Source organism: Alistipes sp. (assembly GCF_020026455.1).
Classification (GTDB): Bacteria; Bacteroidota; Bacteroidia; order Bacteroidales; family Rikenellaceae; genus Alistipes.
This window is the reverse complement of the sequence record NZ_JAHHQJ010000014.1, coordinates 69,832-83,717: the sequence shown is the minus strand read 5'-3', so window position 1 is coordinate 83,717 and position 13,886 is coordinate 69,832. Positions and strand designations below refer to the sequence as shown.

Below are 13,886 nucleotides of genomic sequence, written 5' to 3'. Positions count from 1 at the left end.
CTACGCAGCGGTTGTCGCTGCCCAACCTGTAGGCTCCCGTGATGTCCAACGCCGTATAGGGTCTTCCGGAAGCTGTCAGCTGCGCGCAGACAGCACGCAGTTCTTCCGTGCAGCGTACAATGCATTCGTTCGCCTCACGGATCAACGTGCGGCGGGATTTGCTGCGATTCACTGCCACGGCGCGCCCCCTCTTCGCGTCAAACTCCTCAGGACGCAACCGGTACGGAGTGGTCAGAATGCTGCGGCGACGGCGGTGAATCACCTGAATAATAAGCGCATGACAGCCATCGCTGTCGACGCGGTAATTGAGCCGGGCTGTGATCGATGTTGTTTTCATTCGGTTATACTTGAATCGGGTTACAGGAAAAACGGGCACAGGCCAGAAAACCCGAAAACATCATCGCAGAAAAAATTCCTACATATCCTCCGAAGGCACGGCAGGAAGTCCATCACGGAAAATGGACCGTACCCTCTGGCTGCATTGTCTTGGGTTCACGTCTGTGTCGCAAATAGCACATAAAAGCCCCAAGATACGCCGATTCAGCCGAATCCTGCGACGAACATCCAAGTATATTTACTTATTGCGATCGCTATACCATAAGCAAACTTGTCTGAATGGAACGAAAAGACGCCCCGCACCGGTAAGGAGCAGAATTTCGAATGAAAAATCCGGGGCAGATACGGCCCGAAAACCGCGCCCCTGTCGGGACGCAGAAATAGTTTGAATGCCGGAAGGGTGCCCGCTGCCCCTCCCTAAAAAAACGGCTCTTGGCCGGGCCGGTTATTTCTTGTTCTGAATGGCGTCGATGGCGTCGATCACCGCGCCGCGGAAGCCCTTGCGCTCCAGTTCGGCAACGCCGGCGATCGTCGTTCCGCCGGGCGAACAGACGGCGTCCTTCATCGCTCCGGGATGCTGCCCCGAGGCGAGCTGCAGTTTCCCGGTCCCGAGGATCATCTGGCCCGCCATGCGGTAGGCATCGGCTCGCGCAACGCCGTGCTTGACGGCAGCATCCCCGAGCGCCTCGAGGAACATGGCAACGAGAGCCGGTCCGCAGCCGCAGACGGCACTCGAAATGCCGAGCAGGGCGGTATCCATCGGCAGAACAAGGCCGATCTTCGCCAAGAGCGTCTCCACCCGATGCCACTCCTCGTCCGAGAGCGAATGGCGGCGTTCGCAGAGGATGATGCCTTCGCAGATAGAAACGGGGGTATTGGGGATGGTGCTCAGATGGTGCGTGCCGGGGACGAGCATCCGCTCGTAGTCGTCGAACGTAATGCCCGCGGCCACCGAAACGACGATCTTGCCCGCCAGCTGTTCCCGCACGGGGGCAAGCACCGCTTCGACCTGGCAGGGTTTCACGGCGACGATGACCAGATCGGCGAATGCGACGACCGCCGCCGCGTCGTCGAAAGCTCGGAAGCCTTGCGGCTCCGTATTGCGCTGTAATTTTGCCCGATCGCGCGCGCACGCGCCGATGTCGCCGGGACGCACGGCTCCCGAGCGGACAAATCCGCCCGCCATGGCCTGCGCCATATTGCCGAACCCGATAAAACCGATATGCATGTTCAGTTGCTTTTGATTGATTGTTTCATGTTTTCCGTTCCGGACCCATTTCCCGGAGTTTTCCGAGGCTGAGACTTGGCGCGTTGCGACCGGAATGCCAACCGGCGGGAGCACCAACCGGCAGGAGAGCCAACCGGCGAAAGCGACAACCAGCGGGAGCGACAACCGCCCGCAAAACGGGTTTCTCAACCCCGCGCCCCGAAGATCAGCGAGCCGACGCGCACCATCGTCGAACCGCACTCGACGGCCAGGGGATAGTCGTGCGACATACCCATCGACAAGGTGTTGAACCGCGGCCCGAAGTAGGGTTGCAGCAGGTCGAAACAACGCTTCAGCTCCATGAAATCGCGGCGTATCGCCGTGCCGTCGTCGGTATTGGTGGCAATGCCCATCACTCCCCGCACGCAGATGTTCGGCATCCGGGCAAACGGGGCCGTGCGGACATACTCCAGCAGTTCAGCCATATCCCAGCCCGTCTTGGTCTCCTCCTCGGCGACGTGGATCTCCAGGAGGATTTCGAGCGTCCTGGCACACTTGGCCGCCTCGCGCTGGATCGCCTCGGCCAATCGCGCGCTGTCGACCGAATGGATCAGTGCGACGAACGGAGCGATGTATTTGATCTTGTTGGTTTGCAAGTGGCCGATCATGTGCCACTCGATGTCCTTGGGCAGGGCTTCGTATTTCTCGCGCAGCTCCTGCGGGCGGCTCTCGCCGAAAACACGGTGACCGGCATCATAGGCCGCACGGATCGCCTCCGCAGGGTGGGTTTTCGACACGGCGACCAGCGTGACGCTCTCGGGAAGCGTCGAACGCACGAACGACAGTTGACAGGCTATTGAAGACATAAGTATTTCGGTATTTGCCCGTAAAAATACGCAAAATTCGTACAACACGAAACAGACCCGGGAAAAATCAGGTCCTGCAACCCGCTTCCAGGTCCGAAAACCCGATCCCGCCACAACGCTCTCCGAGCCTCCCCCCGGGGAGCCCGTATCCCGAATCGGCGTACAGTACAGGCCGAAACCGACCGCCGAACCGGAGCCGTCACCGCCAATCCCGCCCGCCCCGGCGGCATAGCCCCCGAAGCAAACCCGAAACGAACCAGGAGAGCAAACCCAGAGCAAACCCAGAGCAAACCCGGAGCGATTTCCGGGCTTTATCCGATTTATTTCCCGCATCGGGTGTCGGAACGATATTTTTATGCACCGGTCGGCAAATTCGGTTTTGAATCCATCCGACTTTTTCTTATCTTTGAGCCAAAACCCAAAAAACATGAAAACAATCCGATTGATTCTTGCAGCAGCGACAGCCGCCCTCACATACGGCGCGGCGGACGCCTGCACCAATTTCATCGTCACCCGAGGAGCATCGACCGACGGTTCGGTCATGGTCACCTATGCGGCGGACTCCCACTCGCTCTACGGCGCGCTGTACCACACCCCCGGCGGCAACCACAACGCCGGGGCGATGCTGCCCGTCTACGAATGGGACACGGGCCGCTACCTGACGGACATCCCGCAGGTCGGCCAAACCTGGTCGACGATCGGCAACATGAACGAACATTCGCTCATCATCGGCGAAACGACCTACGGAGGCCGTCCCGAACTGGTGGACTCGACGGGCCGCATCGACTACGGATCGCTGATCTACATCACGCTCCAGCGCGCCAAGACCGCCCGCGAGGCCATCGCCATGATCGCCGAGCTGGCCAACACCTACGGCTACGCCTCGAGCGGCGAGTCGTTCTCGATTGCCGACCCGAACGAAGTGTGGATCATGGAACTGATCGGCAAGGGCTGCAAACTCGACAAAAAGGGGCGGAATACCCGCAAAGGCATCGTCTGGGTGGCACGCCGTGTCCCCGACGGCTATGTCTCGGCCCACGCCAACCAGGCCCGCATCACCACCTTCCCGAAGGACGATCCCGACAACTGCCTCTACTCGCCGGATGTGATCTCGTTCGCCCGTGAGATGGGCTACTACGACGGTCCGGACGCCGATTTCAGCTTCTGCGACGCCTACGCACCGATCGACTTCGGCGGCATGCGCGGCTGCGAAGCCCGCGTGTGGGCCTTCTTCCGCACCGTGGCAGACGACATGGACCAATACACCGACTACGCGATGGGGCACAACAAGGACAACCGCATGCCGCTGTGGGTGAAACCCCGCGCCAAGGTGTCGCCCAAGACCCTCTTCGACTGCATGCGCGACCACTACGAGGGAACCCCGATGGACATGACCACCGACATCGGCGCCGGAGGACACGGCTGTCCCTACCGCTGGCGCCCGATGGAGTTCGAGGTCGACGGCGTGACGTATGTCAACGAGCGCGCCACGGCCACCCAGCAGACCGGATTCTGGTTCGTGGCGCAGGCCCGGCCCGACGTGACACGCGACATGGGCATCCTCTGGTTCGGAGTGGACGATGCCGCCACCTCGTGTCTGACGCCGATCTTCTGCTCGGCACAGGAGGTTCCCGAGTGTTTCCGCGAGGACAACGGCTCGATGCTCGAATATTCGCCCACGTCGGCATTCTGGCTCTTCAACCGCACGACCAACTTCGCCTACATGCGCTACGACATGATCTCAGCGGACATCCGCAAGGTCGTGGACAAGTGGGAGAACGACATGCTCCGCGACGTGCGACAAATCGACGCCCGAGTCGGCAAAATGTCGCCCGAGGCGCGGCGCGGCTACCTCACGGAGGTGAGCGTTTCGACGGCACAGGAGCTTTTCGACCGCTGGCAGAAACTCAACGGCTACCTGCTGGTGAAATACATGGACGGCAACGTGAAGAGCGAGCACGGCGACGTGCTGACGTTCCTCGACGGTGACGGCGGCCCGGCACATTTCGTCGACAACGGCAACGGACGCCAGATTCCCGGCAAGATCCAGTTCCCGGGCTACAACGAGAAATGGAAACGCGCCGTGGCGGCCGATAACGGAAAAGTTTTAAAAGCTGTGAAATAATGCGGTACGACATCATCATCGTGGGCAGCGGCCCCGGAGGCTATGTGGCGGCGATACGCGCCGCGCAGTTGGGAAAAAAGACGGCGCTCGTGGAGCGTGCCGAACCGGGAGGCGTCTGCCTCAACTGGGGCTGCATCCCGACCAAGGCGTTGCTCAAAAGCGCGCAGGTCTACGGATACTGCAAAAATGCGGAGCACTACGGTCTGGAAGTCTCCGGAGAGATCCAGCCTAATCCGGAACAGATCGTGGCCCGTTCGCGCGGCGTGGCCGAAACCATGTCGAAGGGCGTGCGGTTTCTGCTGAACAAGAACAACATCGACCTGATCTCCGGATTCGGGCGCCTCACGGCCCCGGGGCGGCTCGACGTGGACGGCACGGAGTACGAAGCCGACCACATCATCCTCGCCACGGGTGCCCGACCGCGCGAAATGCCCTTCATGCCCATCGACGGCAAGCATGTGATCTCCTCGCGGCAGGCGCTGATGCAAACACGCCTGCCCGAGTCGATGATCGTCGTGGGATCGGGAGCCATCGGCAGCGAATTTGCGTGGTTCTACGCCATGCTGGGGGTGCGGGTCACCATCGTCGAATACATGCCCCGCATGATGCCGCTCGAGGACGAGGAGGTGTCGAAAACCATGGAGCGCTCCTTCCGCAAACTGCGCGCGACGGTGCTCACGGCAACCTCGGTGAAAGCCGTGAAGGTCAACGACGAAGGATTCTGCGAAGTGGAGGTCGAGGGCAAAAAAGGCGTGGAGAAACTCACGGCCGAGGTTGTGCTGTCGGCCGTGGGCATCAAGTCCAACATCGAAGGCATCGGACTGGAGGAGCTGGGCGTCGCCGTCGAACGCGACAAGGTTGTCGTCGACGCATGCTACCGCACCAACGTGCCGGGGATCTACGCCATCGGCGACATCGTGCCGGGGCCGGCTCTGGCTCATGTGGCGTCGGCCGAGGCTGTCTGCTGCGTGGAGTCCATCTGCGGCCTCGATCCCGCACCGGTGGACTACACGACCATTCCGTCGTGCATCTTCACGCAGCCCGAGGTGGCGTCGGTCGGCATGACCGAGCAGCAGGCGCAGGAGCGCGGCATCACCTACAAAACCGGGCGGTTCCCCTTCACCGCATCGGGCAAGGCCACGGCAGCGGGCGACCGCGACGGATTCGTCAAACTGCTCTTCGACGAACAGGACCGTCTCCTGGGTGCGCACATGGTCGGGGCTTCGGTGACCGAAATGCTGGCCGAGCCGACGCTGGCGCGCACGCTGGGCGTCACGGCCCACCGGATCGCCCGCACGATCCACGCCCATCCGACGATGAACGAAGGCGTCATGGAAGCCGCCGAAGCAGCCCTGGGTGCGGCAATCCATCTGTAAAGATCCTCGCCCATCCGCAAAAACGTCATGCGGCGGACCCGACCGGGTCCGCCGCATGACGTTTCAAACAGGGAGTCGTCACTTGAACCACTCCTGCAGCCGGTCGCGGCCGTAAAAGTAGTAGACCGCAAAGCCCACCCAACTGGTGAGCAGCACCAAAACCGAAGCAATGACCTTTCCCGGCGTGGAAATGTTCTTTTCGAAAATGTCCAGCACGCACCAGATGGCGCATGCGGAGCCGATCAGCCAAACAACCGTTCCAATCATAACACGTTGAATTTAGAAAAACATTGATGCTCGAATACGTCCGCCGGGTAAACCACGTCCGAGAGGAACAACCCCTGGGCCGGAGCTCCGGCGCTCGATCGCGACAGGTCGCGGCTCTCGACGATCGCGCGGAATCCGTCGGGCGTATAGCGCCCGCGCCCCACGTCGACCAGCGTGCCGACCAGCGACCGCACCATATTCCGCAAAAACCGGTCCGCACGGATCTTGAAACACATCATCCCGCAGGAATCGACGCTCCAAACGGCCTCCGTCACGTGGCAGATGTTGGTCTTGTTGTTCGAATTGAGCTTGGCAAAAGAGGTGAAGTCGTCGTAGGTCGTCAGCATCGCCGCCGCCTCGTTCATCCGCCCGATATCGAGCGGCACGTAGTACTGCCACGTCTCGTGCCGCGTGAAGGGATTCTTGCGCGGCTCGATGAAATAGCGGTACTCCCGTTCGCGGGCATGAAAACGCGCGTGGGCATCCTCCGCGACGGGTGTCAAACTGCCCACGGCAATGTCGCCCGGAAGCAGGAAATTGAGTTTGTAGACCGTCTGTGCGGGATCGGCAATGGGGCGCTCGCAATCGAAGTGCGCCACGTAGTAGGCCGCATTGACCCCCGTGTCGGTACGCCCGGCACCCGTTACGAAGATCGGCTCGCGCAGCAGGGTGCCAAGCGCCCGTTCGAGCGTCTGCTGCACCGACGGCTGGTCGGGCTGCCGCTGCCAGCCGCAATAGGCGGCCCCGTTGTAACGGAGTTCGAGAAAATAACGCATACCGGAAAAAATGATTTATTCAGCAAATATACGAAATTCCGGAATACTATTGTATGCTCTCCTGCGTTTAAATTCACAAATAATTCGTATCTTTGTACGAATATCTCGACAAAACAAATGAAAGCAGCAATCATAGGATACGGCAAGATGGGCCGTGAAATCGAACGGATTCTCACGGAACGGGGACACGAGGTGGCCCTGATTATCGACACGGACAACGCACACGAGCTCGACGCCGCGCATTTGGCGGGCATCGACGTGGCGCTGGAGTTCACCACACCCGGAACGGCCTACCGGAACATCCGCACCTGCATCGAATGCGGCGTGGCGGTGGTGAGCGGCACGACGGGCTGGACCGACCGCCTCGCGGAGTTGCAGGAGTTGTGCCGCGAGCGGGACGGGGCGATGTTCTACGCCTCGAACTACTGCCTGGGTGTGAACCTGATGTTCCGCCTCAACCGGCAGCTGGCGGCGATGATCGACCGCGTGGGCGGCTACGACGTGCACATCGAGGAGGTGCACCACACCCAGAAGAAGGACGCGCCGAGCGGCACGGCCATCACGCTGGCCGAGGGCATCGTCGAAAACCTCGCCGACAAGCAGGGATGGGTCAACCTGGCCCCGGGTATCGAACACGCCGCAAACCGCATCGAGCACAGCGGAGAGGCTCCCGCCGACCGAATCGAAATCCGCTCCCGGCGCGAAGACGCCGTCCCGGGCGTCCACTCCGTAATCTATGAATCGGAGGACGACGTGCTGGAAATCAGACATACGATCAAGAACCGCCGCACGCTGGCCCTGGGAGCCGTCGTGGCCGCCGAATTCCTCGGCGGAAAACAAGGGATTTACTCGATGGACGACCTGCTGAAACAATTGAAATAATCGATACAAAATGAGCAAAATCAAGAACTTGCTACACAACAAATGGGTCGGATTCACACTGGCCGCATTGCTCTATACGCTCTGGTTCGTGGTCTGGACGGGCAACCTCTGGATGCTGCTGGGACTGCCTCTCATCTTCGACCTCTACATCACGAAGTTCTTCTACCGCTACGTGTGGAGCCACAACGTGAAGATGTGTCAGCAAAGCAAGGCATACAGGGTGGTTTACGAATGGGTCAACGCCATCGTCTTCGCGACGGTCGTGGCGACACTCGTGCACCTCTTCGTCTTCCAGATGTATGTCATCCCCACCTCGTCGATGGAGCGGACGCTGCTCATCGGCGACTACCTCTATGTGAGCAAGGTGGCCTACGGACCGCAGATGCCCAACACGCCGCTGTCGTTCCCCTTCGTACACCACACGATGCCCTTCTCGCAGACCAAAAAATCGTTCTCCGAAGCGATCAAGTGGCCCTATCACCGCCTCAAGGGACTCAAGCCCATCCGCCGCAACGACGTGGTGGTCTTCAACTTCCCGGCGGGGGACACGGTGCTGCTCGAAAACCAGAACGTGACCTATTACGACACGCTGCGCAGCTTCGAGGAGTCGTTCGGCAAGGAGGAGGGACGCAAGCGGCTCAACGAAAAATATACGGTGATCAGCCGCCCGGTGGACAAACGCGAGAACTACATCAAGCGTTGCGTGGGACTTCCGGGCGACTCGCTCGAAATCCGCAACGGAAAGGTCTGGATCAACGGCGAACCGCAGGAGGCGATACCCGGACTGCAATACAACTACGTGGTGCAGACCTCGGCCCCCTTCTCGCAGTATGCCATCGACAACCTAGGCATCAGGGAGTACAGCGGCTACGGATCGGGGTACTACATGAACCTCACGGACGAACTCGCCGAGAAGGTCAGGGCGTTGAGCAACGTCATTTCGGTCAACCGCTATATCTACCCCCCCAATAACGAGGTGTTCCCGCAGTGGGGCACTCCCCGCTGGAGCCAGGACAACTACGGACCGATCTGGATCCCGAAGAAGGGCGACACGGTGCAGCTCACGGCGGAAAACCTGCCGCTCTTCCGCCGCATCATCGAGGCATATGAGAACCACTCGCTCGAAGAACGCGACGGCAAAATAATCATCGACGGAAAGGAAACCTCGGAATACACCTTCGCGATGAATTACTACTGGATGATGGGCGACAACCGCCACAACTCGGCCGACTCGCGTTTCTGGGGCTTCGTGCCCGAGGACCACATCGTGGGCAAGGCCTCGTTCGTGTGGCTGTCGCTCGATGCGGAAAAGAGTTTCCCCGCGAACATCCGCTGGGAGCGGCTTTTCAGAAAAGTCAGGTAGACGTGGCCGACGACAGTTACAGAACCGTCGCGGCTCCCGCCGAAGCCGCCTGCCGAGAGCGGAGCAGCAAGTTCCTCTCCTGGATTTACCCCGTGCGCACAGAGGAGGAGATCCGCGAACGGCTCGACGCCCTGCGCAAAAGGTATTACAACGCCACGCATCACTGCTACGCCTGGCGGCTGGGTCCCCGCGGCGAGGCATTCCGCTCCAACGACGACGGAGAACCCTCGGGAACGGCCGGAAAACCGATCCTCGGACAACTGCTCTCGAACGAGATCACGGACTGCCTGGTGGTCGTGGTCCGCTACTTCGGCGGCACGAAACTGGGGGTCCCTGGGCTGATCGCCGCCTACCGGGAGTCGGCGGCCGAGGCCATCGCGGCGGCCGAAATCGTGGAGTTGACGGTGGACCGCACAGTGCAGGTGGATTTCCCCTATGTGGCGATGAACTCCATCATGCGGGTCGTCAAGGAGGAGCAGCCGCGCATCGAGGAGCAGATCTTCGACAACCTCTGCACGATGCGGCTCACGATCCGCGAAAGCCGCGCGGAGACACTCGTCGGGAGACTCCGGAAAGCCGGCGGAAGCATCGCCGACAATTAGCAATACAAAATGGCACACGAAAACGCAATCTATATAAAAGGAGCGCGAGTCCACAACCTCCGCAACATCGAGGTCGAAATTCCGCACAACAAACTCGTCGTCGTGACGGGACTCTCCGGATCGGGCAAGTCGACGCTGGCCTTCGACACGATTTTCGCCGAAGGGCAGCGCCGCTATGTCGAAAGCCTTTCGGCCTATGCCCGGCAGTTCCTGGGGAAGATCAACAAACCCGACGTGGACATCATCACGGGCATCGCGCCGGCCATCGCCATCGAGCAGAAGGTCAACACGCGCAACCCCCGTTCGACCGTGGGCACGACGACCGAAATATACGACTACCTCAAGCTGCTCTTCGCCCGCGCGGGGCACACCTTTTCGCCCGTCTCGGGACAGGAGGTGCACTGCTTCAGCGTGGACGACGTGGCGGCCTGGATTCTCGCCCGCGACGGGCAGCGCATGGCCATAGCGGCTCCGCTGGTACTGGCCAAAGGGCAGGGGATCATCGAAAAACTGACGCTGCTGCTCTCGGAGGGCCTCATGCGGGTCTACACGGGCGGCGAAGTGCGCCTGATCGAGGACGTCCTGCCCGGAATCGGTCCCGACACGAAGGCCGGGGAGATCCGGATCGTCGTCGACCGGCTGCGCGTAGCGACGGACGAGGACACACAGACCCGCATCCGCGACTCGGTGGCCCGCGCCTTCTCCTACGGCGAGGGTCTCTGTGAGATCGTCGCGGAAGAGGGCATCCGCAGTTTCTCGTCGCGCTTCGAGGCCGACGGCATCGAGTTCGAGCACCCGTCGGAACACCTGTTCAGCTTCAACAATCCGCTGGGGGCCTGCCCCCGGTGCGAGGGCTACGGCAAGGTGACCGGCATCGACGAGGATCTGGTGATCCCCGACAAGAGCAAGACCATTTACGAGGACGCCGTGGCCTGCTGGAGAGGCGAGACAATGCGCAAATGGAAGCAGCAGCTCGTGGAAAACGCCGCGAAGTTCGGATTCCCGATCCACACGCCGTTCCACGAACTGACGCCCGAGCAGAAACGGCTGCTGTGGCGCGGCAACGAATATTTCCACGGACTCGACGAATTTTTCGAATACATCGACTCGGAACGGCGCAAAATCCAGTTCCGGGTGATGAAAGCCCGCTACACGGGCAAGACCGTCTGTCCCGAATGCGGCGGCTCACGCCTGCGCAGGGAGGCGTTGTATGTGCGTGTCGGCGGCAAGACGATAGCCGACCTGGTGACGATGCCCGTGGATGCGCTGAACGCCTTCTTCGCGGATCTGGAACTCGACGAGCACGACGCGAAAACGGCGTCGCGCATCCTCGTCGAAATCCGCAACCGCCTGCAATACCTCGCCGACGTGGGGCTGGGCTACCTGACGCTCGACAGACTCTCGTCGACCCTCTCGGGCGGCGAGAGCCAGCGCATCAACCTCTCGACCTCGCTGGGCAGCAACCTCACCGGTTCGCTCTACATCCTCGACGAGCCCTCGATCGGCCTCCATCCGCGCGACACGAACCGCCTGATCGGCGTATTGAAACAGCTGCGCGATCTGGGCAACACGGTGATCGTCGTGGAACACGAGGAGGAGGTGATCCGCGCCGCGGACTGGATCGTCGACATCGGCCCCAAGGCCGGGTACAACGGCGGCGAAGTGGTCTTCAGCGGCACGCTGCCCCAACTGCTGAAAAGCAGGAAGAGCCTCACGGCCGAGTACCTCACGGGGCGGCGCGAAATAGCGGTCCCGACCTCCGAGCGCGGCTGGAGCAACTCGATCACCGTAAAGGGTGCGCGGGAGAACAACCTGTGCAATGTCGACGTGCGGATTCCGCTGGGCGTGATGACCTGCATCACGGGTGTCAGCGGCTCGGGGAAATCGTCGCTGGCGAAGGGAATCCTCTACCCGGCGCTGCGGCGCCTGCTCTACGATACGGGCGTGAAACCCGGCGATTTCGACGCTCTGACGGGCGACGTGAAGCTGCTCAAGTCGGTCGAGATGGTCGACCAGAACCCCATCGGCAAATCGTCGCGTTCGAATCCCGTGACCTACATCAAGGCCTACGACGAGATCCGAAAACTCTTCTCGGACCAGCCCTATGCCCAGCACAACGGGCTGGGCGCCTCGGCCTTCTCGTTCAACATCGCCGGAGGGCGTTGCGAGGAGTGTCAGGGCGAGGGCATGATCAAGGTCTCAATGCAGTTTATGGCCGACGTGGAGCTGGTCTGCGAGGCGTGCGGAGGACGGCGCTTCCGCGACGAGGTGCTCGAGGTGAAATACCGCGACAGGTCGATCTACGACGTACTGGAGATGACCGTGGACGATGCCATCGCCTTCTTCGGCGAGGAAAGCAAGAAGAACGCCACCTGTCGGCGCATCGTCGAGCGGCTGCAGCCACTGCAGGACGTGGGGCTGGGATACATCAAGCTGGGGCAGTCGTCGTCGACCCTCTCGGGCGGCGAGAGCCAGCGCGTGAAGCTGGCTTCGTTCCTGACGAAGGATTCGGCGCAGGGCGGCGTCATGTTCATCTTCGACGAACCGACGACGGGACTGCACTTCCACGACATCTCGAAACTGCTCGCGGCATTCAACGCCCTGATCCAGCGCGGGCACACGATCGTGATCGTCGAGCACAACATGGACATCATCAAATGTGCCGACTGGATCGTGGACCTCGGTCCCGAGGCGGGAACGCAGGGCGGACGGGTTGTGTTCGAAGGCACGCCACACGACCTGGAGAAGTGTCCCGAAAGCCGCACGGGCGAGTTTCTGCGCCTGCGCACCAAACTATAAGCCGGGGAGGAATCGGCCGAACATGAGAGACTTGAAGACAGCATGGAATTCTATACATACACTCTGCCCAACGGCATCCGCGGCATCCACCGTCAGGTGCGCAATACCGTGGCGCACTGTGCGCTGGTGATCGGCGCCGGGAGCCGCGACGAACATCCCGACCAGTACGGGCTGGCACACCTGACCGAGCACGCCTTTTTCAAGGGGACCGGGCGCCGCAAGGCGTGGCAGGTCAACTGCCGTCTGGAAAACCTCGGCGGGGAGTTGAACGCCTTCACCACCAAGGAGGACACGACGATTCACGCCACGACGCTGAAGGGCGACTTCGCAAAGGCCGCGGAACTGATCGCCGACATCGCATTCCGCTCGACATTCCCCGACCGGGAGCTGGAGCGCGAAAAGGAGGTGATCGTCGACGAGATCAACACCTACAAGGATTCGCCCGCCGACCTGATCTACGACACGTTCGAGGACATGCTGTTCGAGGGGTCGGAACTGGGACACAACATTCTGGGACGCAAAGCGGCCCTGATGCGCTACAACGGCGACGCGATCCGGGCCTTCACGGCGCGCACGCACACCACCGACCAGATGGTATTCTCGTCGATCGGCAACTTCACGGCCAAGGCCGCCGAAGCCGTTGCGACACGCTATTTCGCCGGACAGCCCGCCTCGCAGCGCGGGTTCCTGCGCACGGCGCCGGCGCCTTACCGCGCCTTCGAAAAAACGGTCTCAAAGCACACGCACCAGACCCACTGCATCATCGGCGGCCGGGCATTCGGCATCGCGGAGGAGCGGCGGCTGCCGCTGGCCCTCCTGACGAACATCCTCGGGGGGCCGTGTGCCAACTCGCTGCTGAACGTCGTGGTGCGCGAGAAAAACGGACTTTCGTACAACATCGAAGCCGGCTACACGCCCTATGGGGACACGGGCATCGTAGCCATCTACTTCAGTTCGGACCACAGCAATGCGGGGCAGTGCATCGACCTGATCGAAGGGCAGCTGCGCAAGCTGCGCACCGTACCGCTGACGGCGCGCCAGCTGTCGATGGCCAAGAAACAGTTCATCGCCCAGCTGGCCATATCGAGCGAGAGCAACGAAAGCTACATGCTCGGAGCGGGTAAGAGCCTGCTGACTCACAACGACATCGACACCATGGAACAGGTCTACGCCAAGGTCCGCGCCCTGACGGCCCGGCAGCTCACGGAGGTGGCCGAGGAGGTTTTTGCGAATCTGTCGCGACTAATCTACCAATAGCATGAAAACCGTATTGTTTGTATTACCATA

11 protein-coding genes and 1 pseudogene are annotated in these 13,886 nt (G+C 61.2%); 7 read left to right on the top strand and 5 right to left on the bottom strand.

From position 1 onward, the window contains the following. From QZ460_RS08595 to QZ460_RS08585, 3 genes and pseudogenes are all read right to left on the bottom strand, one after another. Positions 1-337, bottom strand: a pseudogene (locus tag QZ460_RS08595) (site-specific integrase); the annotation flags it as partial. A gap of 444 nt (positions 338-781) precedes the next feature. Continuing rightward, entirely contained in the window at positions 782-1,564 is a 783-nt protein-coding gene (proC, locus tag QZ460_RS08590) for a pyrroline-5-carboxylate reductase (protein ID WP_290541165.1), read from the bottom strand. Positions 1,565-1,749: 185 nt separating this feature from the next. After that, positions 1,750-2,409: a YggS family pyridoxal phosphate-dependent enzyme gene (locus QZ460_RS08585; RefSeq protein ID WP_290541164.1), complete on the bottom strand. Its 660-nt coding sequence runs from the start codon at positions 2,407-2,409 to the stop codon at positions 1,750-1,752. Positions 2,410-2,836: 427 nt separating this feature from the next. On the opposite strand from QZ460_RS08585, the gene QZ460_RS08580 reads away from it, so the two are divergent. Then, on the top strand, positions 2,837-4,534 hold the full coding sequence (locus tag QZ460_RS08580; protein ID WP_290541163.1) for a C69 family dipeptidase: 1,698 nt from the start codon (positions 2,837-2,839) through the stop codon (positions 4,532-4,534). Further along, positions 4,534-5,910 carry a dihydrolipoyl dehydrogenase gene (lpdA, locus tag QZ460_RS08575; protein WP_290541162.1) on the top strand — a complete coding sequence of 459 codons (1,377 nt, stop codon included), beginning with the start codon at positions 4,534-4,536 and terminating at the stop codon, positions 5,908-5,910. Before QZ460_RS08580 ends, lpdA begins: the two co-directional genes overlap by 1 nt. A gap of 78 nt (positions 5,911-5,988) precedes the next feature. Here the strand turns inward: lpdA and QZ460_RS08570 are convergent, their stop codons facing one another. Together QZ460_RS08570 and truA are read right to left on the bottom strand one after the other, a co-directional pair. After that, on the bottom strand, positions 5,989-6,177 hold the full coding sequence (locus QZ460_RS08570) for a hypothetical protein (protein ID WP_290541161.1): 189 nt from the start codon (positions 6,175-6,177) through the stop codon (positions 5,989-5,991). After that, positions 6,174-6,953, bottom strand: coding sequence for a tRNA pseudouridine(38-40) synthase TruA (truA, locus tag QZ460_RS08565; RefSeq protein ID WP_290541160.1), 780 nt, complete (start codon positions 6,951-6,953; stop codon positions 6,174-6,176). Before truA ends, QZ460_RS08570 begins: the two co-directional genes overlap by 4 nt. A 117-nt stretch (positions 6,954-7,070) precedes the next feature. Here truA and dapB point away from each other — a divergent pair, with 117 nt between their 5' ends. From dapB to QZ460_RS08540, 5 genes are read left to right on the top strand one after another with little or no spacing between them, the layout of a single operon-like run. Beyond that, the gene (gene dapB, locus QZ460_RS08560; protein ID WP_290541159.1) at positions 7,071-7,835 is read left to right on the top strand and encodes a 4-hydroxy-tetrahydrodipicolinate reductase; all 765 of its coding nucleotides are present in this window, start codon (positions 7,071-7,073) and stop codon (positions 7,833-7,835) included. Between the two features lie 10 nt (positions 7,836-7,845). Next, positions 7,846-9,198, top strand: a complete 1,353-nt coding sequence (gene lepB / locus QZ460_RS08555; RefSeq protein ID WP_290541158.1) for a signal peptidase I — start codon at positions 7,846-7,848, stop codon at positions 9,196-9,198. Positions 9,199-9,200: 2 nt separating this feature from the next. After that, complete coding sequence (locus QZ460_RS08550; RefSeq protein WP_290541157.1) at positions 9,201-9,800, top strand: YigZ family protein; 600 nt, start codon at positions 9,201-9,203, stop codon at positions 9,798-9,800. Positions 9,801-9,809: 9 nt separating this feature from the next. After that, positions 9,810-12,599 (top strand): excinuclease ABC subunit UvrA, encoded by a 2,790-nt coding sequence (gene uvrA / locus QZ460_RS08545; RefSeq protein ID WP_290541156.1) that lies wholly within the window; start codon positions 9,810-9,812, stop codon positions 12,597-12,599. Between the two features lie 42 nt (positions 12,600-12,641). Further along, on the top strand, positions 12,642-13,856 hold the full coding sequence (locus tag QZ460_RS08540) for a pitrilysin family protein (RefSeq protein ID WP_290541155.1): 1,215 nt from the start codon (positions 12,642-12,644) through the stop codon (positions 13,854-13,856). Positions 13,857-13,886 lie beyond the last annotated feature (30 nt).

Excerpts from the sequence above, each read along its gene's own strand:
- proC (WP_290541165.1), bottom strand. The coding sequence starts at position 1,564 with ATGCATATCGGTTTTATCGGGTTCGGCAATATGGCGCAGGCCATGGCG.
- QZ460_RS08585 (WP_290541164.1), bottom strand. The coding sequence starts at position 2,409 with ATGTCTTCAATAGCCTGTCAACTGTCGTTCGTGCGTTCGACGCTTCCC.
- QZ460_RS08580 (WP_290541163.1), top strand. The coding sequence starts at position 2,837 with ATGAAAACAATCCGATTGATTCTTGCAGCAGCGACAGCCGCCCTCACA.
- lpdA (WP_290541162.1), top strand. The coding sequence starts at position 4,534 with ATGCGGTACGACATCATCATCGTGGGCAGCGGCCCCGGAGGCTATGTG.
- QZ460_RS08570 (WP_290541161.1), bottom strand. The coding sequence starts at position 6,177 with ATGATTGGAACGGTTGTTTGGCTGATCGGCTCCGCATGCGCCATCTGG.
- truA (WP_290541160.1), bottom strand. The coding sequence starts at position 6,953 with ATGCGTTATTTTCTCGAACTCCGTTACAACGGGGCCGCCTATTGCGGC.
- dapB (WP_290541159.1), top strand. The coding sequence starts at position 7,071 with ATGAAAGCAGCAATCATAGGATACGGCAAGATGGGCCGTGAAATCGAA.
- lepB (WP_290541158.1), top strand. The coding sequence starts at position 7,846 with ATGAGCAAAATCAAGAACTTGCTACACAACAAATGGGTCGGATTCACA.
- uvrA (WP_290541156.1), top strand. The coding sequence starts at position 9,810 with ATGGCACACGAAAACGCAATCTATATAAAAGGAGCGCGAGTCCACAAC.
- QZ460_RS08540 (WP_290541155.1), top strand. The coding sequence starts at position 12,642 with ATGGAATTCTATACATACACTCTGCCCAACGGCATCCGCGGCATCCAC.